This window comes from Pseudoalteromonas sp. SR45-1 (assembly GCF_014163655.1).
Classification (GTDB): domain Bacteria; phylum Pseudomonadota; class Gammaproteobacteria; order Enterobacterales; family Alteromonadaceae; genus Pseudoalteromonas; species Pseudoalteromonas distincta.
This window is the reverse complement of record NZ_JACJDR010000003.1, coordinates 131263-152961: the sequence shown is the minus strand read 5'-3', so window position 1 is coordinate 152961 and position 21699 is coordinate 131263. Positions and strand designations below refer to the sequence as shown.

Annotated in this window: 15 protein-coding genes and 1 pseudogene; 7 read left to right on the top strand and 9 right to left on the bottom strand. The window is 39.9% G+C overall.

What is annotated here, in order from left to right; genetic code table 11:
* Positions 1-11 precede the first annotated feature (11 nt).
* Together H5089_RS04840 and H5089_RS04835 are read right to left on the bottom strand one after the other, a co-directional pair.
* Entirely contained in the window at positions 12-686 is a 675-nt protein-coding gene (locus H5089_RS04840) for a Crp/Fnr family transcriptional regulator (protein WP_182711610.1), read from the bottom strand.
* Positions 687-689: 3 nt separating this feature from the next.
* Positions 690-1361 (bottom strand): hypothetical protein, encoded by a 672-nt coding sequence (locus H5089_RS04835; RefSeq protein WP_182711609.1) that lies wholly within the window; start codon positions 1359-1361, stop codon positions 690-692.
* Between the two features lie 676 nt (positions 1362-2037).
* On the opposite strand from H5089_RS04835, the gene H5089_RS04830 reads away from it, so the two are divergent.
* From H5089_RS04830 to H5089_RS04820, 3 genes are all read left to right on the top strand, one after another.
* Positions 2038-5004 (top strand): TonB-dependent receptor, encoded by a 2967-nt coding sequence (locus H5089_RS04830; RefSeq protein ID WP_149602463.1) that lies wholly within the window; start codon positions 2038-2040, stop codon positions 5002-5004.
* Between the two features lie 102 nt (positions 5005-5106).
* Positions 5107-6657, top strand: a complete 1551-nt coding sequence (locus tag H5089_RS04825) for a tryptophan halogenase family protein (protein WP_182711608.1) — start codon at positions 5107-5109, stop codon at positions 6655-6657.
* A complete protein-coding gene (locus H5089_RS04820; RefSeq protein ID WP_182711607.1) occupies positions 6650-8137 on the top strand; it encodes a tryptophan halogenase family protein in 1488 nt (495 codons plus the stop codon). The genes H5089_RS04825 and H5089_RS04820 overlap by 8 nt, the downstream gene beginning before the upstream one ends.
* Positions 8138-8452: 315 nt before the next feature.
* On the opposite strand, the gene H5089_RS04815 is transcribed toward H5089_RS04820, so the two are convergent.
* Positions 8453-11029 (bottom strand): exo 1,3/1,4-beta-D-glucan glucohydrolase, encoded by a 2577-nt coding sequence (locus H5089_RS04815; protein WP_182711606.1) that lies wholly within the window; start codon positions 11027-11029, stop codon positions 8453-8455.
* 238 nt (positions 11030-11267) lie between these two features.
* Between H5089_RS04815 and H5089_RS04810 the strand changes: the two genes are divergently transcribed.
* From H5089_RS04810 to H5089_RS04800, 3 genes are all read left to right on the top strand, one after another.
* Positions 11268-12596, top strand: coding sequence for a GH1 family beta-glucosidase (locus tag H5089_RS04810; RefSeq protein ID WP_182711605.1), 1329 nt, complete (start codon positions 11268-11270; stop codon positions 12594-12596).
* 32 nt (positions 12597-12628) lie between these two features.
* Positions 12629-14155, top strand: coding sequence for an MFS transporter (locus H5089_RS04805; protein WP_182711604.1), 1527 nt, complete (start codon positions 12629-12631; stop codon positions 14153-14155).
* A gap of 76 nt (positions 14156-14231) precedes the next feature.
* Positions 14232-15233, top strand: a complete 1002-nt coding sequence (locus H5089_RS04800; protein WP_024594396.1) for a LacI family DNA-binding transcriptional regulator — start codon at positions 14232-14234, stop codon at positions 15231-15233.
* Between the two features lie 19 nt (positions 15234-15252).
* Here the strand turns inward: H5089_RS04800 and H5089_RS04795 are convergent.
* A pseudogene (locus H5089_RS04795) lies at positions 15253-15387 on the bottom strand (LysR family transcriptional regulator); the annotation flags it as partial.
* A 242-nt stretch (positions 15388-15629) separates the two neighbouring features.
* On the opposite strand from H5089_RS04795, the gene H5089_RS04790 reads away from it, so the two are divergent.
* Positions 15630-16799 (top strand): MFS transporter, encoded by a 1170-nt coding sequence (locus tag H5089_RS04790; protein WP_182711603.1) that lies wholly within the window; start codon positions 15630-15632, stop codon positions 16797-16799.
* Positions 16800-16873: 74 nt separating this feature from the next.
* On the opposite strand, the gene H5089_RS04785 is transcribed toward H5089_RS04790, so the two are convergent.
* The 5 genes from H5089_RS04785 to H5089_RS04765 all read right to left on the bottom strand — a co-directional run bounded on the left by H5089_RS04785 (position 16874) and on the right by H5089_RS04765 (position 21292).
* Positions 16874-17389 (bottom strand): M23 family metallopeptidase, encoded by a 516-nt coding sequence (locus H5089_RS04785; RefSeq protein WP_182711602.1) that lies wholly within the window; start codon positions 17387-17389, stop codon positions 16874-16876.
* Between the two features lie 89 nt (positions 17390-17478).
* Positions 17479-17745: a YrhK family protein gene (locus H5089_RS04780; RefSeq protein WP_002961829.1), complete on the bottom strand. Its 267-nt coding sequence runs from the start codon at positions 17743-17745 to the stop codon at positions 17479-17481.
* Between the two features lie 152 nt (positions 17746-17897).
* Positions 17898-19238 (bottom strand): SPFH domain-containing protein, encoded by a 1341-nt coding sequence (locus tag H5089_RS04775; protein WP_182711601.1) that lies wholly within the window; start codon positions 19236-19238, stop codon positions 17898-17900.
* Positions 19231-19569, bottom strand: coding sequence for a hypothetical protein (locus tag H5089_RS04770; RefSeq protein ID WP_024595217.1), 339 nt, complete (start codon positions 19567-19569; stop codon positions 19231-19233). The genes H5089_RS04775 and H5089_RS04770 overlap by 8 nt, the downstream gene beginning before the upstream one ends.
* A gap of 235 nt (positions 19570-19804) precedes the next feature.
* A complete protein-coding gene (locus tag H5089_RS04765; protein ID WP_182711600.1) occupies positions 19805-21292 on the bottom strand; it encodes a hypothetical protein in 1488 nt (495 codons plus the stop codon).
* Positions 21293-21699 lie beyond the last annotated feature (407 nt).

Genomic DNA, 21699 nt, shown 5'->3' with positions numbered 1-21699 from the left:
AAAGTCTCTATTTAAGCTTGTGTAGCACGCGCCTGTAACTTTTGTTTATCTAAAACAGTTATGCGTTGATACCCCAAACTAATGGCTTGTAGGCTAACAAGCTGTTGCAGTATTTGATTAATAGTTTGGCGCGTTAGGTAGGTCATATCAGCAAGTTGCTGCTGAGATAAAACAAGTGGTGTTAAGTGCTCTGTATGCTCGCTGAGCATTAAAAGTCGATTGCATACTTTTTGCTCAGCGCTTAGTAATGCGTGATCTTCCATTGAGGTAAACATTAGGCGTAACTTTTGTGCCAGCAATAAACCAAACTCTTGCCAATATTGTGGCTGTTCGTTTAATAGCTGTTCAAGCGCGCGTTGGGGCACGTAAAAAAGCACAACATCAGTTTGTGCATATACATCGTGAGTGCGCAGGCCACCATCAAACAAGGTAACTTCGCCAAACCACAGTGATGAATCAATAAAGCTCAATACGGCTTCTTTGCCTTCGTTACTTACGCCACTAATACGCACCACGCCGCTAAGCACTGCATAAATTCCATCGTGCTTATCACCTCGCAAAAATAATGATTGCTGAGCCTTTAGTGAGAGCGTTTTGCCCTGCGTTAATAAAAAGCTTTTTAAATAAGCGCTACGGTTTTTAAACCAATGCCCTTGCTCTATAACGTTTTGCTGCTGTGGAGTCATTATTTACTGCATTTGCTTATTAAATGGCTGTTTTTCGATAACCAATTTTTTAGGGAAATTTAAATCGGTTGCTATAACAAAATCATCGTAAGGATCATTACCCGAAAACAGCTCAGTTATTAATGTATCGTTTTCATAAACATTAACGGTTACACCGCTGCCCATACCGCCTGAGTTAATAATATAGTAGTGATATTCGCCGTTACTAAAAAATAAAATACTCTCGCCAATACGCCCTACTTGCCTGTAGTAACTACCAAATGGTGCATCTGGTGTAGCTTCTTTTTCAAGCCCTATGTCATTAACTCTACCAAATCGATAACTAAGCGATGAGTCATCTTTTGCAACACAAATAGAAAGCACTTTATCGGTAGGCTCTAACTTGTAGGCTGTATTTTCATCTGGGTTACGCACAACTTTATGCATTTTTGCGTTAATGTAGGCTGCTTCATTACTTTTACAATGTGTTGCTAGCATACCGACCACTAAAGCGGGTTCGTGTGTTTGAGCTGCTGAAAGCGTGTTTACTTTGAGATTAGAGGGTGAGTTACTTACATTATTATTTAGCTGAGGACTACCTTGAATTGCCATACTTTGGTCGTCACAACCAAACAGAGCAAACAAGAAGAAAGAATAAAAGCTCGCTAAAAATTTAATGCGCATAATAAAATCCATCTATGAGAGAGCCTTTAAAATAGCGATAAAACTAGCGACTCGCAACACCTTATGCGCAATACTTTATAAGTTTATTTTTAAACCATCTTCTGCAAAAACTACGTTACTTTTTAGTGATTTAATTAACGATTTTTTAAACAACTACTGGTTTTTAATGACCGATTAATAAACTGAGATAGAACCGCCGCTTGATGCGTTTTCATCAATTGCGTTGTACATAATCACTACATCGGCATTTTCGCTAAGTTAGCAAATGTACCTATTTTTTGTTGAGTGACCAACGGCCGATTTATTAATTTTAGCTAGTATTAAAAGCTGATTTAAACACCTTATAAAAATGTGTAAATAACTAAATTAATCAATAATTGGTTTTCTTATAATAAAATGTTGTTACAGCACTATTGCAAACGGCTTTTTATAACCAATTGTAATTTATGATTTAAATAAAATTAAATCCAAAAAACATACATTTTAAAAACAATTTAGTCTCATTTTATTAAAACAACAGTTGACCCTATTCAAAATATAAACTAGCATTTCTGGAAGCGCTTCCACAAAATCCATTTAAACAGAACTTTCTGGAAGCGCTTCCACACATTTGACAATGTTTATAACTACACAATAACAGCCCCATACAAGCTGTTAATAATAATGATAAAAGCGCGAGGGAAACCGAATGTCCAACCATATTGTAAGAAAAACAAAGATAGCGACCAGCCTATCTCTGATTTTAGGTGCATCAATCTCTTTGCCTGTATATGCACAAGAAGCAAATACAGATGTTGAAGTAATCCAAGTTACTGGTTTTAAAAGCAGTATTAAAGAGTCGACTCGTTTAAAACGCGACGCCGCCGGTGTTGTAGATGCTATATCAGCTGAAGATATTGGTAAATTCCCAGATACCAACTTAGCCGAGTCGCTACAGCGTATTACGGGTGTGTCGATTGATCGCTCAAATGGTGAAGGCTCTAAAGTAACGGTTCGTGGTTTTGGCCCCGACTACAATATGGTAACCCTAAACGGGCGTACAATGCCGGCGGCATCTTTGCCTGCAGGCGGTGGTACACCCAGCTCTCGTGCATTTGATTTTGCAAACTTAGCGTCTGATAGCGTTAAATCGGTTGAAGTATATAAAACTGGTAAAGCAAGCATTGCATCAGGTGGTATTGGCGCAACAATTAATATTAATACCGCTCGCCCACTTGATAACCCAGGCTTTGTTTCAAGCATTGGCGTAAAAGCTTTACACGACTCAACAAACCGCGTTGGTGATGACATAACACCTGAGCTTTCGGGCTTAATTAGCTGGACCGACAGTGAAGCTAAATTTGGTGCCTCGTTAACTGCAAGCATGCAACAACGCGATAGCTCATCAACAGGTGCGTTTGTAAATCAATGGAATACATCAGCTTTTGACGGCACAATCCCACAAGCTGCAGACGATATTGTTTTAACTAATGCACCCGCCGTTGGCCAGCTTTATTCAATGCCATCAGATTTGCGCTACACCATTGCCGACAGAGAACGTACTCGTACAAACGCGCAATTAACGCTGCAATACAGCCCTATTGACGATTTAACAGCCACGCTTGATTACACATATTCTAAGCAAGATTTATTCGAAGCCCGTGCTGAGCAATCAATTTGGATGGATAACTACAAAAGCGCGCTAACATTTGACGACAACACGGTAAAAACCCCTATTTATTACCGAGAAGAACGTCGCGATCAGCAAACACGCGATTTAGGTTTAGCGTTTCAAGAGCTAAACCAAGTTAACCAAAACGATTCTATTGGTTTAAACGTTGAGTACTATTTCAACTCAGAATTAAGCTTTATGTTTGATGCGCACAATTCAAAAGCCACTAGCAAACCAGATGCACCTTACGGCAGCTGGGTAAACGCAGGCTTAGGCGCAAACGTAGTTAACGCACAAGAAGTTGATTTTAGCCGCGAGCTTCCATCAATGAGTATCGATTTTGATGATTGCCGCCGAGACAACCTAAATTGTAATAACACATTAGATGCCTCTGATGTGGGTACGTCTATTTTAGATTCTAACTTTGCTCGCCAAGAATCTGAAATCACAGAATTTAGAATCCATGGTAAATACGAAATTGAAAACGGGGCAATTGACTTTGGTATAGAGTCTCGCTCTATGGAAAGCCATTCACTGCAATCACTTACACGTAATACAATGGGTAACTGGGGTATAGAAAACCCAGGCGAACTACCTGATGGCTACCTAAACCCAACAAACTTTTTAGCTGAGTTTGACGACTACGATACATCGGGCTCGTTCAACCAAGGTTATACTGGCAGCGCATCTCAAATTGGTTACTGGGCAGGTGAAGAATACGGTTTTAACTTTGCAGCCGATGGCGCATTTGCAACAAACCGCACCATTGAAGAAGACATAACCGCTGCGTTTGTGCAATTTACTTACAATGGTTACATTGGCGATATGCCATACAACATTGTTATTGGCGCGCGCCAAGAGTCTACCGACATTACCTCAACGGCTAATATCGATTTACCTAACGCAGTAGCGTGGGAAGGTAATAACGACTTTAATGTTCGTTTTGGCTCAGCTAAAGAAGATTTCACGCTTAAATCTAGCTACGATCACTTTTTACCAAGCTTTGACTTTGACATAGAAGTAATTGAAAACGTAAAAGCGCGTTTTTCTTATAGCACAACAATTGCTCGCCCAACTTACGATAACTTAAGTTCAGCAGCGACTGTTGGTGTACCGGGCGCCCCTACTCTTTTAGCGGGTTCTTCACCGGCTACTGCGTCAACGGGTAACCCTGGTTTAGTGCCGCTTGAGTCAGATAACATTGATGTATCGGCTGAGTGGTACTTTGCAGAAACAAGTTATGTGTCGGTAGGTTATTACACTAAAGACATCGAAAACTTTATTGGTTTAACACCAATGACGCAAAACTACTACGGATTACGCGATGCAACAGCGGGTCCTCGCGCTCAAGCTGCCATTGCTGAGCTAGAATCTCGCGGACTTGCTCTAACCGATTCAAACTTATTTCAAATGGTTGCCGCAACAGAAAATGGCGTTGATTTTGACTCTATGACCTACGAAGAGTTTGAAGCCGCTTACGATGTAATTGCTAACAGCGACGACCCATTACTAGAATTTACAGCGCAAGTACCTACCAACAATAAAAATGCTACTATTGATGGTTTTGAAATTGCCTTTCAGCACTTTTTTGGTGAAAGCGGTTTTGGTGTGCAAGCAAACTACACCACTGTTAATGGCGACATAGACTTTGATGTAAACGCTGACCCTACTACAACACAATTTGCACTAGTGGGTTTAAGCGATACAGCTAACTTTATTGCAATGTACGAAAACGATGATTTTCAAGCACGTATTGCTTACAACTGGCGTGATAAGTTTTTAAATAGCGCAGCTCGATACGTAAACGAGCCAGGCTTTACTGAAGAATATTATCAAATCGACTTTAATGTTGCGTACAACTACAGCGAACAACTATCGTTTTTTGTTGAAGGCCTTAACATTACTGAACAAAACAGCCGCGAACATGGCCGTACGTCAGTACAATTGTGGAACCTACAACAGCTAGGTGCACGTTACAATATTGGTATGCGTTACAACTTCTAAAGGTAATACAAAGTAAAGCCGTTAGTTTTTACTAGCGGCTTTTTTGTATTTAAAACAGTATTAATGCTAGTTTAATTGTTATCAACTTTAGGCTGTTAACTCATGACCAAACCAATAACAAAAATAGTCGTTTTAGGCGGTGGCACTGCCGGTTGGCTAAGCGCAGGCTTATTAGCTGCCGAACACCCGCACCTTAATGTAACGTTAGTGGAGTCGGAAAATGTGCCTATATTGGGCGTCGGCGAAGGCACATGGCCGTCAATGCGTAACACGCTGCAGCGCATTGGCATTAAAGAAATTGATTTTATAACCCAGTGCGACGCGTCATTTAAGCAAGGTTCTAAATTTATAAATTGGCGCAACCTCAGCGAGGGAGAAAACTACTACCACCCTTTTATGAATCCACAAGGCTACGAGCACACTAATTTACACGCCAGCTGGCAACGCATTGCACCTGATCAAAAATTTGCCGACGTTGTTAATATGCAAAGCTTTGTATGCCAAGCAGCACTTGCACCAAAACAATTACAAACACCCGAATATGCAGCGGCCACCAACTATGGCTATCATTTAGATGCGGGTAAATTTGCAGAGTTTTTAAAAAATCACTGTGTTAAAAATCTAAACGTTACACATATTATTGACGATGTAACCGAGGTTATTAACGACGAACATGGCTATATTACTTCATTAAAAACAAATAATAATGGCAATATAACAGGTGATTTATTTATAGATTGCTCAGGCTCTCGTGCTCGTTTAATTGGTGAGCATTTTAATAGTGAGTTTATAGCGCAAGATCATATTTTATTTAATAACAGCGCTGTTGCGGCGCAAATACCTAATGCACACATCAATCAACCAATTGCCTCTGCTACACTATCTACAGCGCAAAGTAACGGCTGGATTTGGGATATAGCCCTGCCAACACGCCGTGGTACAGGTTATGTATTTAGTAGTAAATATCAAAGCGATGAAAGCGCAACAAATACACTAAAAAGCTACATAGCCAAAAGCACCAGTGAGCAACAAGCTGAGCAACTTACCTACCGTGTATTAAAATTCAGCCCTGGTTACAGGGAACAATTTTGGATTAAAAACTGTGTTGCCGTGGGTATGTCAGCTGGCTTTTTAGAGCCGCTTGAAGCGTCAGCTCTTGCTATGGTTGAACTTTCAATTAGCATGATAAGCGAGCAACTACCACAAAACCGCACCCACATGAGCCAGCTTGCAAGTCGTTTTAACAGCCGCTTTAGCACTCGTTGGCAGCGCGTTATTGAATTTTTAAAACTTCATTATGTACTAAGCGAGCGCGACGACACTCCCTATTGGCAAGATATTAGTAATTTAAATACCGCACCCGAGCGCCTGCAAAACTTACTTAAACTTTGGCAATTTCAACCCCCTAGCCGCTTTGATTTTATTGAAAACGAAGAAATGTTTTCATCAAGCAGTTACCAATACGTTTTATATGGCATGGGCTTTAATACGCAAACTGTATCTGCACAAAATACATTTAACGACCCACGTGCTGGGGATTACTATTATCAGCAAAACCGCGAAAAAATAGCGCAGTACTTAAATGGACTGCCAAGTAATCGCGCGCTTTTAAATCATCTTTTATCAAATAATGGGCAGCCACATAATGACTAAAACAAACGCTGTTAAAAACGTAGTAATTGCTGGGGGCGGCACTGCAGGTTGGATGGCTGCAGCAGCACTTGCTAAATTAGTTGGCAACAATATAAACATAACCCTTGTTGAATCTGACGATATTGGCACTGTGGGCGTTGGCGAAGCAACAATTCCGCCTATTCGTACATTTCATAAATTGCTGGGTATAAACGAGCAAGCATTTATGAAAGCCACTCAAGCCAGTTTTAAACTCGGTATTAGCTTTGAAAACTGGGGCGATGAAAACACGCATTATATTCACTCATTTGGCGCAACAGGCAAAGAATGTTGGGCGGGTGAATTTCATCACTTTTGGCTGCAAGGTAAAGCACTTGGAATAAACAACCCATTTGACGATTACTGCTACGAGCTGCAAGCGGCTAAAGCCGGTAAATTTGCGTTTAATCAGCAAAACCCCATTAACTATGCATACCATATGGATGCCACGCGTTACGCGCAGTTTTTACGTGAATTTTCAGAGCCGTTAGGTGTAAAACGTATTGAAGGCAAAATACAAAAAGTAGTAAAAAACACTAAAACAGGCCATATAGAGTCATTAACTTTAAATAGTGGCGAGTATATTAATGGCGACTTTTTTATTGATTGCACAGGCTTTAGAGGCTTATTAATAGAGCAAGCATTGCATACTGGCTACGAAGACTGGTCGCACTTATTACCGTGTAACAGCGCCATTGCCGTGCAAACAAAATCTACCAGCGATACCGTATTGCCACTTACCCGCTCTATTGCCCACAAAAGCGGCTGGCAATGGCGTATACCGCTGCAAAACCGTGTAGGTAACGGATTAGTTTATTGCAGCCAATATATGGATGACGAACAAGCCAAAGCGCTACTATTAAATAACATTGAAGGTGAGGCTATTACAGAGCCACGTATTATTAAATTTAAAACAGGGCGGCGCTTAAAAGGCTGGAACAAAAACTGCCTAGCGCTTGGCCTTGCTAGCGGATTTGTTGAGCCACTTGAGTCCACCAGCATTCACTTAATTATGTCGGGTATTATTCGCTTTATGCGTTTATTTCCGTTTAATGGCATTACCAATCATGCCATTGACGAATACAACAAACAGCTTAAAAGTGAAATAGAAAATATTCGCGACTTTATTGTGCTGCACTACAAAGTAACTAATCGCGATGACAGTGAGTTTTGGCAACACTGTAGCGCCATGGAGGTGCCAAAAACACTTCAACATAAAATTGATTTATTTAAACAAACCGGCCGTGTATTTTTAGACGATGGCGACATTTTTAGAGTCGACTCGTGGGTGCAAGTTATGCTTGGTCAGGGTATTGAGCCTAATCAACATCATTTAATAGCCAGCATGATGAGCGATGAAGAACTCACCCGTTTTTTACACGGTATTAAGCAACAAATAGAGCAACGCGTAAGCCAATTACCGCCTCATCATGAGTTTTTAAAGCAGTATTGCCCAGCATAAAAAACCCTTATTAGGGCGTGTTGTTCTTTGGTGGTTGAATTCGCAGCAGTATGTTTGGTTTTTAGGCAAGGCAGAGCCTATGTAGTGTAGTTATTCCCCACAAATAGGCGATAACGTAGCATAAATGCCAAACATGCGCTGCCCGTAGGGTTCTGCCTAGGGGTAATTTACTCTTTGTTGCTCGGTTTTTACTTAGCCCACTAGGTTACAAACCTCTCGCCGCGATTAAATTGCCCCTAGATTGAACAAATTTCAATCCACAAAGATCAACATGCCCTCAGGGTTTTGGTTACACACAACAACTTTTACGTTTTATTACTCACACTTAACCACGGCGCTTTTAGCGCCTTGTGGTTCAAAGCTAATATCTGCAACTGAAACGTTAAGCTCGCCTGCCGTTTTAATAATAAAAGGGCTGGTTACTCTGGCAAAATCAACACCCTTTTTAGCAAAACACGTTAAATCTATGCTCATGGTTTGCCATGTATTTAAATCAGCATTTTCAAGATCACGGGTAATATCAAGCTCGCCACCACAGCCTTGTTCGCATTTCATTGCAAGGTATGTTTGCGAGCTAGGTATTTGGTTTACTTTATAGCTAAAGCTAAGGGCCGAATTTGCTTCAATGTAGGCCACTTTGTCTTCGGTAAAGTTGCTATTAATTTCGATATAGCTGGGTGCAGTGCCATCAAAATTAAATTGCATCGCATCTTCTTGAATCGCTTTGTCTTCAGTGCGATAAGTAATGCCGCCAAGCTTTACACTGTTACTTGCTACTTGGTGCTGCTCGCTGTTTGAATTTAAAAACAAACGCCACGGTGTTTTAAAGCTGCCATTAAATATAGATAACGGCGCAAGGTTACTAACATCAACACCTGAGTCTTCATTTAGATTATTGGCAAGCGTACTTTCATCTTTATACGTTAAGCCAAAGCCGTAGGGTAATAATGGCGAGTAATCAGCATCGCCCTTATTTACTGCGGTTTGAAGTGGCGATTTAGGCCACGAGAAAGACAACTTACCTTTAAAGTCGTATTGTACCTGCCCACTTGCATCCGCTAGTAAAACATCAGCAATACCCTGCCCTTCAGTGCCAGGAAGCCATGCTGCTACAAATGCATCTGACGCGTTTAGCTCGCTGTTAACCCACATTGGTCTGCCCGATATAAACACCGACACCACCGCAATACCTTGCTGCTTTAATGTTTTTAATATTTTAAGAGAGCGTTTATTGTTACGTTCAAACTCAAGGTTGTCTTTATCGCCATGTCCCTCTGCGTATGGTTCTTCACCAAATACAACAATGGCTACATCGGGTTTGGTATTAAACTCACCCGTTGGGCTTAAAATAGCGTTACCGCCAGCAGCCTCTATTTGCGCTTTTAACCCCGCATAAATAGACGTTGCCCCAGGAAAATCTGCATTTTGATTATTAGTTCCCTGCCACGTAATACTCCAACCGCCCGATTGCTTGCCTATGTTATCGGCCGCATCGCCTGCTATAAGTATGTTGCTTGATGGGTTAAGCGGTAATAAATGGTTGTTGTTTTTAAGCAGTACTAGCGACTCTTGTACCGCTTGGCGGGCAATATCGCGATGTGCTGGCGCACCTATTAGTTTTAATTTACCTGAATATTTTCGATTTGCGGGGCTTGGTTTATCAAATAAACCCGCACGTAATTTAACGCGTAAAATACGTGCTACGGCGTCATTTATTCGCGCCATTGTTATTGTACCCGCTTTTACTTGTTTAATTGTATTTTCATAAAGTGGTTTCCAAGCACCCGTTGGCACCATAAAAATATCAAGCCCCGCATTAACAGCCTGCGGGCAACTTTCATTTGTACAGCCTGCAACTTGTCCGTGTCCGTTCCAATCTCCTACAACAAAGCCATCAAAACCCATTTTTGTTTTTAATACATCGGTAAGTAAGTATTTATTGCCGTGATTTTTTTTACCATTCCAGCTATTAAACGATGCCATAACCGACTGACTACCTGCGGTTAAGCCACCTATATAACCTTGCGCATGAATGTTATATAACACCTCTTCGCTATCAATGTTATCGCCTTGATCGTCACCATCTACTGTGCCGCCATCGCCTAAAAAGTGCTTAACAGTACTAATTACGCGTTTGTCACTTAAAAAGTCTTCATCGGCTCTGCCTTGTAATCCGTTTACAATTGCGGCTGAATACTCACGTACAATTGTAGGGTCTTCTGAGTAGCCTTCGTACGTTCTGCCCCATCGGTCGTCGCGCACAACCGCAACAGTCGGTGCAAATACCCAATCTATGCCTGTTGCCATTACCTCTATTGCAGTAGCTGCTGCAATTCGCTCAATTAATGCGGGGTTATTAGCAGCACCTAAACCAATATTATGCGGAAATAACGTCGCACCAATCACATTATTATGACCATGTACCGCATCAGTGCCCCACATAGTTGGAATTTTACTGCCATCAATTAAGTCATCAACCGATGCTTGATACATACTTTCAGCAAGTGTTATCCAATCGGCAGGCGTTGCATGCTTATTAGCATTCGGGAACGAGCCACCGCCATTTAAATACGAACCAAAGCCATATTTGCGCATGTCGGCAGCGGTTATATCGCGAATTTCAGGTTGGATCATCTGCGCTACTTTTTGCTCAAGCGTCATTGTTTTTAAATATTGTGCAATCGTATTTTCAATTTCAGGCGTTTTAACTACTTTGCTTTTAAGCGTTGGCCAAAGTGATAAATCACCTTGCTCATGCTCAGCCTTTTTGACTACGGCGCTTTCGTTATTATTTGCGTTAATCTCTTGTTTGTTACACCCACTTAAAACGCACAATCCTGCAATTAAAATGGGGAGCATGTGTAACCTGTTAGTGTTTAAGCTTTTTTTCATTTTTATAGCCCTGTGTTGTGTCAGTGTGATTTTGTGAGCGCCTATTTGTTATTTAAATTTAACTATTGACCTGTTTAACAATAGCCACTAACCTAAATATGGAAGCGCTTCCTTAAAGTTATTAAATACCATCCTTAGTGATTAATCAAATTAAATATGGAAGCGCTTCCAATATTGGATTTAATACACGCTATATACAAAGCAACCTTTACCAAAAAGAAGCAGAGGTTTTCTCTTAATGAAACAATTATCTTTACCTAGTGGCTCACCCCTTTTAGCCAAAAATTTTACCTATGGTGTAGCTACGGCCTCATTTCAAATTGAAGGCGGCGCAGCTGATCGCTTGCCATGTATTTGGGATACCTTTTGCAGTAAAGAAGGCAAAATAGTCGATAATTCAAATGGCGATGTAGCCTGCGAGCACTACACTCGCTGGAAAGACGATATAAACTTAATTGAGTCATTAGGTGTAGACGCCTACAGACTTTCTATTTCGTGGCCGCGCGTAATGACTAAAAATGGCCACCTAAACCCGACAGGCGTTAAGTTTTATACCGACATTTTAGATGAATTAAAACGCCGTAACATTAAAGCTTTTGTAACGCTGTACCACTGGGATTTACCACAACATATTGAAGACGAAGGCGGTTGGCTAAACCGTAACACCGCTTACGAATTTGCGCATTACACAGATTTAATTACAAAAGCATTTGGTGACCGCGTACACTCGTACGCCACCTTAAATGAGCCGTTTTGTAGCTCTTACTTAGGTTACGAAATAGGCGTACATGCGCCGGGTATTGTAGGTCGCGAGTTTGGTCGTAAAGCTGCGCATCACTTATTACTGGGCCACGGATTGGCTATGCAAGTACTTGCTAAAAATAGCCCAAATACACTAAACGGTATTGTACTTAACTTTACGCCTTGTTACTCAGTTACCCAATGCGAAGAAGATTTAAAAGCGACTGCATTTGCTGATGACTACATAAACCAATGGTACATGCAGCCTGTAATGCAAGGTAAGTACCCAGATATCATTTCGCAATTACCTAAAGCCCACCGCCCTGATATTTTGGATGGCGACATGGAAATAATTGCTCAACCACTAGATTATTTAGGGGTTAACTTTTATACCCGCATGCATTATCAAGCAAGCGAAACCGACTTTTACCATGAGCTGCCACATAAAGCGCCAATGACCGATATAGGCTGGGAAATTTATCCTAAAGCACTTACAGAGTTACTTGTATCGTTAAACGAAAAATACACCCTACCGCCTATTTATATTACCGAAAACGGTGCAGCCATGGCTGACGAATTTAAAGACGGTGAAATCAAAGATAACGACCGTATTGAATATTACCACGAGCATTTAAATGCCCTACATAACGCAGCTGAGCAAGGTGTAAAAGTAGATGGCTACTTTGCTTGGAGCCTAATGGATAACTTTGAATGGGCTGAAGGATATTTAAAACGTTTTGGAATAGTACACGTAGACTACAACACACAAAAACGAACTGTTAAAGCCAGCGGTAAGGCGTACACTAAACTCATAACAAGCCGATAAATTATCGGCTTATAACAATAAGAACACACACTGTGAACAAACTCCCTTTATACGAAAAAGTCGGTTACGCCATGGGCGATGCCGGTGCTAACTTAGTATGGCGCGGTGCGCTTGCTTATTTAGCGGTGTTTTACACCGATACATTTGGCATATCGGCAGCCGCCGCTGCCATGTTATTTTTGGTGGTAAGGCTATCTGATGGCGTAACCGATATTATTATGGGTATGATTGCCGACAGAACGCAGTCGCGCTTTGGTAAATTTCGCCCGTGGATACTCTATTCGGCACCGTTTTTGGGCTTGTTTATGGTGTTGTGTTTTACTACACCCGACTTTAGCACCACAAACAAACTTATTTATGCTTACGTAACTTACATTGGTTTAACGCTTGCTTACACCGTAAGTAACGTGCCCTACTCGGCACTTATGGGCGTAATGACACCAGACGATACAGAACGCACAAAGCTCTCTGGTTTTAGGTTTGCAGGTGCGTTTACTGGTGGCTTATTGGTTATGGGTTTTTTACCTGAGCTAGTGGCATTTTTTGGCGGTGGCGACAACGCCAAAGGCTATCAGCTTACTATGTACTTATTTGCCAGCTTACTTATTATTTTAATGATTCTAACGTTTGCGACCACCAAAGAGCGTGTAACACCGCATGCCTCAAATGAAGGGAATTTAAAATCAGAGTTGTTTGATTTAACCAAAAGCCTGCCATTTATAATCCTACCTTTGCTTGCTACCACCCTGTTTTTTTATTACCGCGATTTATACAGCGGCGTATTTTTTGCCCTTGTTATGGCTGCAATGACATTCGTTATTAAAAAATTACTCAATAAAGATAAACAAAGCTTAACGGGATCACAGCGCGACATGGTTGATCTTCTGACCAACAAACCTTGGTTGGTGTTACTCGGCATTGGTTTTTTAACCATGATGTTTAATGGCATAAAATACGGTGTAATTGCGTACTACTTTAAGTATCACGTAGCCAATGAACTCATGGCTGGGCAATACTTTATTGCTTTGTTGGTTGTATCTATATTTGGCGCACTTGCCACAGGTAAACTGGCCGAAATTATGGGTAAACGAAACCTTTTTATTGCTTCATTAATGCTAAGCGGCATACTCACTACTGCATTTTACTGGGTACCTAGTGATAACCTTATTGCTGTATTTACCTTTGGTTGCGCTGCTGAATTTTTTGCCGCGATGATGCCAACATTATTTTTTAGTATGCTTGGTGATTCAGCCGATTATTCAGAGTGGAAAAACAAACGCCGCGCTACAGGCTTAATTTATTCAGCGGGTACATTTGTGCAAAAAACCGGTGGTGGTTTTGCAGGTGCATTAGTATTAGTGGTACTTGCAGGCTACGGCTATAACGGTATGGATGAGCTAACAATCACCCAAGCCCTACCTGGTATGCAGTTACTTATGAGCTGGATACCCGCCGCATTTGCTTTTTTAGGCGCCGCATTGATGCTTATTTATCCGCTAACCTCAGCGATGACGCAAAAAATAACAGAAGACTTAGCAATTAGACGCAGTAATGTGTAAATTAACTTTTAATGACCCTTCGCACTTTATATTTTTTATAAAGTGCGAGTAAAAATACATATAAGCTAGGACATCAATGGCGACAATTTATCAAGTATCAGAAATGGCAGGTGTGTCTTTATCAACTGTTTCAAGGGTACTTAACGACAACGACTACGTAAGCAAAAAAACTAAAAAAAAGGTATTAGAAGCAATGAAAGAGCTAGGCTATCAGCCAAGTTCTATTGCTCGCTCTTTGGCGTCTAGCACTACAAACAGCGTCGGTATTTTAGTTTCTGAGTTGGATGGTCCGTTTTTTGGTCAAATGATGTCAGCCATTGAAGAGCACCTTCGTATTGCAGGTAAACACGTTATTATTACGCCTGGGCACAGCGACGAGAAAAAAGAAAAAAGCGGCTTTGAGTTTTTAATAGGCCGTAATTGCGACGCTATTATTGCCCACGTAGAAGCAGTATCAAATGAGTACTTAATTGAGTTAAGTAAAGGCAAAACCCCTATTTACTTAATGAGCCGCTACGTTAAAGAAATTGAAGAAAACTGCATTAGCCTCGACAACGTAATGGGCGGCTACTTAGCCACTAAAGCCATGATCAACAAAGGTCATAAAAACATTGCGTACATAGCAGGCCCGCAGTTTAAAGAAGATGCGTCAAATCGTTTGAAAGGTCACAAACAAGCACTAGCAGAATACAACATCACCTTTGACGAAAACTTATATTATGTAGGTGACTTTAAAGAAACTGGTGGCAGCGACGGCTTAAGGCATTTTATTCAAAATAAAGCGCAAATAACTGCTCTTGTATGTGCCAATGACGAAATGGCATCGGGTGCTATGAAATACGCCCGCGAACACGGTTTTAACCTACCAAAAGATTTAGCCATTATTGGGTTCGATAACGTAATTTTTACCAATTACCTCTACCCAACGCTTACTACAATAGATAACCCAGTTCCCGAAATGGGCCGAGCTGCGGCTAACTTAGTACTTAAAGACATTTATAAAAAAAGCGGCATAACAGTAAAGCACGTGTTTCAGCCAAAGCTTATTTTAAGAGACTCAACACCCGATATTAATTAACTTTAAACCTAATTTAAATCTAGTTTAAATCTAAGTTATGTAATTCATTTCGCACCCACTGCGTATTTAAATATTGCTCTACGTGCTGCTGCGCAAACTTTAAAAAGTTACGTGCAGCATGCGATATGTGCCTGTCTGCTTGCATTACAAAAAACCTATTCAGACATAAATGCTCACAAATATAAAACAATATCCACATGAAAAAACTACAATAAAAAGCATAATAGATCCGATAATTTACCAAAAATATCGTTTTAAAGTTTATTTATATTATTTAATAAAATATCACTTTACTTATTTTTAATTTGGCTCTAAATTCGCGCAAATTTTATTATTAAAGTAACCTCTCAAACTTTAAAACAGTGGTTATTTACCTTGATGAGTCGATAAACACACATGGCCGAATCAGCCGCCACAAGCACCTCTAACAACCCTTTAGCACCCGTTATCGGGCTGTCATTTTTTGCTATTGCATCAGGCTTTTTAATGAGCCTTATTCCGCTGTCGTTACCTGCATTTAAACTTGATGAAAATCTAGCGCCTTGGCTTGCGAGCATTTTTTACTTTGGCTTACTTATTGGCGCCACCACAATAGAGCGCATTGTGGTAAAAATGGGTCATCGCTTCGCCTTTATATTATTTTTAAGCTTATTAATAGTAAGTGTGCTTGCACAACTTGCGCTACCAAATACCGTTAACTGGTTAATTGCACGATTTGTAGCAGGTGTTGCTGTTGCCGGTGTGTTTGTCGTTGTTGAGTCTTGGTTGTTAATGACCAACACAGCAAAGTCGCGGGCTAAACGTTTGGGTTTATACATGACCTCACTTTATGGGGGCAGCGCCGTAGGTCAACTTGCTATAGGGCCGCTTGGCACCGAAGGTTCAACGCCTTATTTATTTGTAGCCTCATTATTATTTTTAGCTATTTTGGCGCCTTTATTAATAACTAAAGGTCAGCCCGAAAAACAGCACCTTGAAAAACTACCACTAAAAGAAATAAAAACATTAAGCCACCCAGCTATGCTCGGATGCTTAGCATCGGGCTTATTACTGGGCCCTATTTACGGCTTAATGCCGGTTTATATTGCAGCACAAGCTGATCAAGCTCAGTACACTGGAACACTTATGGCGGTTATTATTTTAGGCGGCATGGTCGTGCAGCCGCTTGTGAGTTACTTATCTACTCGGCTTGAAAAAAGCTTATTGATGGGTATGTTTTGTTTAGCAGGCGCAGCCGGTGCTGTGGGTATACTACAAGCAAACACTTTAGCAGGATTAATAGTAAGCTACTTAATGCTAGGCGCATGCAGCTTTGCACTTTACCCGATTGCTATAACACTTGCGTGCGACTCATTGCCAATGGCAAAAATAGTATCGGCAACTGAGGTAATGCTTTTGAGTTACAGTATTGGCTCGGTATTTGGTCCTATGCTTGCTGCAAATTTATCTGATGCACCCAATGGTATTGTGTTTTATTTAGCAGGCTGTTTAATCACTACCTGTATTTATATGTTTATTAAAAGCATTAAAAATATTCGCGCGGGTAAAACCCCAGTTGCAGGCTAATTTTTAACTTAAATACACGCTTGCTTATTAACGGATTTTAGCTGTTAAACATCTTGATTTAACAGCTAAAACTATTATTTAGCAGTGAGTTTTTTATGTGGGCTCAAAAAAAACATCTTTTTCCACCCTTGGTTTTGCGTTGTAAAAAGCCACGGCATGGGCACTAACGATAAAATAGAATAATGCACATGAGGCTGTTTTCCTGCGGCATTTCCGGTATCGCCCAGTAAGCCAATTTGACTGTTTATGCTTACTACATCACCTGTACTTACCGAGTAGTTATTTAAATGTGCAAAATAATGCACGCGCCATTTAGGCCCAAGCACCGCAACCACCTTACCACCTCGGCTTAACTCACCTGCAAATATAACAACACCGCTTGTTGAGGCAACTACAGGAGTGTTCTTTATGCCAAAAATATCAATTCCTTTGTGCACACCCGACCTACCCCAAGGCTCGTACCAAAACGTGTTATGGTTCCAATCTTTACTTGTGGCACCTTGTACCGGAATCATTATTTTTTCGGGAATTAGTAAGCCTATAATTAGTAAAGTAGCTATTCCAATTGAAATCCACTTAAGTACTTTCACTTTTCTATCCTTGATATTTAAATAACTTATACTGGTAAATTATTAGCCATAATAACTGAACTCATCATGAGTCGTATTTATGGTTTTATTTATGAAGTTTTATTTGAATGAAATACCCGACTAACATGTACTAAGCTGATCAATTTCAAAACAGGTTTTATAAGTAATTGAGCACTGCCCGCTATAAACAACCATGTGCCACTTTCTATTAGTGAGTCATTTAAAAAGAAAAAACTGCCAATTAAAAACCACACAGCAATCAAAAAATCGTTAAACGCTCCCAGCGCTTCATATCGTCGCTGGATGGTAATATGCTCTTGTCCTAAATCTAAAATAAACTGATTACTGGGGTCCATAAGTACTGCTCACTCTTTTATTTAATAATTTAAAAAGCTTGTTTTCACAAGCTAAGCCGCACCATACAATAACAAAATTTACGCAATAAAAAACGCTGGCCAATGCGAATCAGCCAACGTTTTTATTGTTTGTGCAATACTTAACTAATCGTTTATTTTTTCTCTTTTTCTAAACGCTTTTTAAGACTTAATGCAGCATCGGCGGCTAATAAACGCATAAATTCAGAGCCATTACTTTGCTCGCCTTGGCCTGCGCCTATTACAATTTCAGGCACTAAACGGCTATTACCTAAGCTTGTAAATAAAGCGGTTTGAATTTTAACTTCTGCTTTTAGCGTTTCATCAAATACATACTTTGGATCAAGTGCAGCAGACTTAGCTCTTAAACGAGCCTCAGCTAAAACGTCCATACCTAATGCTTCTAAACGTTGTTGCTTTAAAATCTCTTCTTGCTCTTTTGCAAGCTCCGCTTTTACAGCCACTCGTTGCTGCGCAGAAATAATAGCATTTGCCTTAATTCGTTCAGCATCAATTTGCTCTTTTATTTTTAGCTTTTCAGATTCAGCACGTTGCTTAGCAATTGCTTGTTCACCTAAGGCCACTTCAGTACGCGCTTGTTGCTCTGCTTTTTTAAGGTTTTGACGCGCTAGCGCTTCATCAGCAGCAGCTTGCTTTTGGGCTTCAAGGCGAGCATTTACTTTGCTTTCGTAGTCAATATCAATAATGCTGGCATCAACTACTGTAATACCGTAAGCGCCTAAAATTGGTGCATTACGCAGTGTATTACCTTCATCATCCATTTTAATATTAATAGTGACACGTTGCTGTTTACTTAAATTACCTAAGTCGTCAGATTTATCGCGCTCACCCGTACTAATAATTTGTTCAGTAACAAAAATACCGTTGGTTAATTGATCAGCAAAATCTTGGCTTAATTGACCATTACCACCAGAGTAATGCTGCTCTACCGACATCATTCGCGCCGACGCTTTTACATTTTCAGTGGTTGCACGCATTAATAAATTAGATATTAATGTTTCTTGTGAACCAAACTCTTCGTGTATTTTAAGTAAACCACGTAAAGCACCCGATTCTGCTGCTGGTACATTGCCTGGCAATCTAAAACGAGAAACACCTCGTGCGCCACCTGTTGTGGTATCTAAAAATCGAATCGGAATTAACGGCACAATTGCACTTGCTGTTGCACCGGCATCGCCCGTAAAGTTAATCGAAATTACTTTTTTATAAGCGGATGTACTACCAAACGCTTTTAAGTAAGGGCCTGCTTGATTTATTACGGTTAAGTTACCTGTAAAAGCCGATTGATGTACTAAACGCTCATCTGCTTCATTCCACGAAACAACTTGCGATGTAAGGGTTGCTATCACTACCAATACAACAATAATTGATGACACTATAATTACATTACGACGACCAAATCGACTCATAAATGAGTCATTTTTTACTGCTGGGACTGCTTTTTCGCTATCCATTTTTATTACTCTCCATGTTTAATTTCTTTTTAACAAAGTAAATAATTTCCTGTTCACTCAAATGTGCGCAAAAGCTACCAGAGCGATGTAACTCAACAAATGTTGCAAGGATTTCTTCTTTACCTTTAGCTGTTTTATCTTGGTTTTCTTGTGTTTGATTTTTTTCTGTTAGTTGAGTGATTAGTTCATCAACTATCGTGTCTTTATCAAACAGTACGTTGTATTCCTTGGATTTTCTTACCCGACTTTTATGTACGTTGCTGTAAATTACATAAAGTGCAACGCATAAAATAATAACAAGTAAACTTAACCCTATAATATAAAAAATCATAAGCTCTACTTAAATTAGTTTAAATACTTAATGAGCAATAACAATTGTAAGTATTACTTAACAAATGTTAACCCAGTAATTTTACAGTAAACCCGAGTAAAAAACAGATTAAAAATAAAGTTCATCAGGTATACAGTTATAACCGCACATAAAAGTAAGCTTTTTCAAACAAAAAATGCCAGTCAGTTATTAACTGACTGGCACTAAGTCAATATTCATTAAAGTGCTTTTTACATTATTCGCATGGCCCCCAATCAACACCGTTTTCACCGCATTCATACAGCGTTGTTCCATCTTCTCGGCGGGTATCTCTAAACCATTTCCCTTCAATTGTTTTAATAATACGTACGTTGTCTGTGGTTTTGTATTTACGCCAAAAGCTAGCATCAATAGATGTTTCGTCATCAAACTTATAGGGCATAGCAGCGAGTACGGTCACTAAATCTTGAGTTTCTAAGTCAGTAGCTTTGTCTTTAACATTTACCCAATCAGATAATGTTTGAAAGTCGGCATTTTCCTCTCTAAAGGCAAAGTCAGTTTGGTAAAACGATCCTGACTCAGTATAGCTAATGCTAAAACCTCGCTCGAACGGTGTATCTAAATTAGCACTAACGCATTCATCCGCTGTTGGAAAGTTAACCGATGGGCTAGTATTAGTAACGCCATAAAGCACATTGCTTTGCTCAAAACTAACGTTCTCAATGCTAGAGCATCGGTAAGTACGATCGGCGTTAATGTAAACATCGTCTCTAACTGTTAATTTTCCATTTAACGATTCTTCGCCCCAAGGCGTATCTGTTGAATCCAATCGAGACAAAATAACGTCAATTTTGTCGAGTTCGTCTGTATTTTGAAGCTTTACTTGCTCATAAATAAGTTCAGCGCCTGCAAAAATAACTTTATCGCGGTACCATGCATTTTCAAACCCATACTCTGCATCTTTTGCTGTGTCTTGGTAAATCACTGCTCTTACTTCTTCTGCATCAGGATACTGAGCATCTAGCTCTTGCTTGAATTTATAGGCCGCTTTTAGTCCCTTAACAATTGCTTGTGCTCTGTCGTAAGCATCGCTGTCGTTAGTAGCGATAAAATCTGAGTAAATTTGCTCTGTCGACAAATTATAATGCGCAACCAAGTTTTGCATTACGTTTGTTATTTCGCTTTGAAGGTTTGCAAGTAACTCAGTATTTTCTTTAAGTGCATCACAACTTAAATTATTGTTACCACTTTTTTGTAATTGAAGGCTCAACTGCTCCCAAATAACGGTTGTTAAAGGTGATATATTTCGAATATCTTCATCAGTCAAAATCTCAATTGAGGGTGGAAATGACATTTGATACGCTTGTGTTACCTCCCCTAAATCCTCGTCAATTGCGCCAACTGGTACATCAACATACATAGTTGAATACGGCACACACAGCGCCTGCTCTTCTGTAAAATTAAAACTATAATTACCCGATTCTTCAGAGACTACAGAAGGTTCTGATTGCTCGTCAAAAGTACCATCGCCATCAATATCTAGCCATACTATTGCACCAGATACATAACCATCAATAACCTTTCCTGTAAGAGAGATAGTGTTAACTTCTACGGGGTCTACTTTTATAGGATCTGGCTTAGCTATAACTGGCTCTACAACGGCCGCTTTATCACCGCCACCACATCCAACAAGGCCTAGCGTAAACGCTAATGAAATAGCTAACTGACTTTTTTTAAAAAACATACAAAGACTTCCTTTTTTGCACTTTAATTATTATTAAAAATCATATTGTTATAAGTTACTTTAATACAAAATAAGTAATGCCAATCTGCTTATATATGGGATCTAGTTAACGTTAAGAAAATTATGCTAGAACGAGGCAAAAATTTTTGTATCTAGTTGTTCTAAATAAAATTTTAACGACGTTATAGTGCAATTTAATTTGTTAAATTACTCAAAGATTTATGCAGGTTGGTATAAATTTAAACAACAGAAATTTATTGAATTTTTATGGGGGGATGGCAACAAGTTAACATGCCCTGTACCTATATAGTGACACAGGATGTTATATTTAGCTCTTACATTTGTTAATTAAATATAACAAATGCCAGCTATTATTAACCAATATGGACTACAGGCACCCAATCTAA

What these genes read in the sequence shown, in the direction of transcription:
- H5089_RS04825 (WP_182711608.1), top strand. Translation starts at nt 5,107, where the DNA reads ATGACCAAACCAATAACAAAAATAGTCGTTTTAGGCGGTGGCACTGCC.
- H5089_RS04765 (WP_182711600.1), bottom strand. Translation starts at nt 21,292, where the DNA reads ATGTTTTTTAAAAAAAGTCAGTTAGCTATTTCATTAGCGTTTACGCTA.
- H5089_RS04835 (WP_182711609.1), bottom strand. Translation starts at nt 1,361, where the DNA reads ATGGATTTTATTATGCGCATTAAATTTTTAGCGAGCTTTTATTCTTTC.
- H5089_RS04800 (WP_024594396.1), top strand. Translation starts at nt 14,232, where the DNA reads ATGGCGACAATTTATCAAGTATCAGAAATGGCAGGTGTGTCTTTATCA.
- H5089_RS04790 (WP_182711603.1), top strand. Translation starts at nt 15,630, where the DNA reads ATGGCCGAATCAGCCGCCACAAGCACCTCTAACAACCCTTTAGCACCC.
- H5089_RS04820 (WP_182711607.1), top strand. Translation starts at nt 6,650, where the DNA reads ATGACTAAAACAAACGCTGTTAAAAACGTAGTAATTGCTGGGGGCGGC.
- H5089_RS04775 (WP_182711601.1), bottom strand. Translation starts at nt 19,238, where the DNA reads ATGGATAGCGAAAAAGCAGTCCCAGCAGTAAAAAATGACTCATTTATG.
- H5089_RS04815 (WP_182711606.1), bottom strand. Translation starts at nt 11,029, where the DNA reads ATGAAAAAAAGCTTAAACACTAACAGGTTACACATGCTCCCCATTTTA.
- H5089_RS04770 (WP_024595217.1), bottom strand. Translation starts at nt 19,569, where the DNA reads ATGATTTTTTATATTATAGGGTTAAGTTTACTTGTTATTATTTTATGC.
- H5089_RS04830 (WP_149602463.1), top strand. Translation starts at nt 2,038, where the DNA reads ATGTCCAACCATATTGTAAGAAAAACAAAGATAGCGACCAGCCTATCT.
- H5089_RS04810 (WP_182711605.1), top strand. Translation starts at nt 11,268, where the DNA reads ATGAAACAATTATCTTTACCTAGTGGCTCACCCCTTTTAGCCAAAAAT.
- H5089_RS04840 (WP_182711610.1), bottom strand. Translation starts at nt 686, where the DNA reads ATGACTCCACAGCAGCAAAACGTTATAGAGCAAGGGCATTGGTTTAAA.
- H5089_RS04780 (WP_002961829.1), bottom strand. Translation starts at nt 17,745, where the DNA reads ATGGACCCCAGTAATCAGTTTATTTTAGATTTAGGACAAGAGCATATT.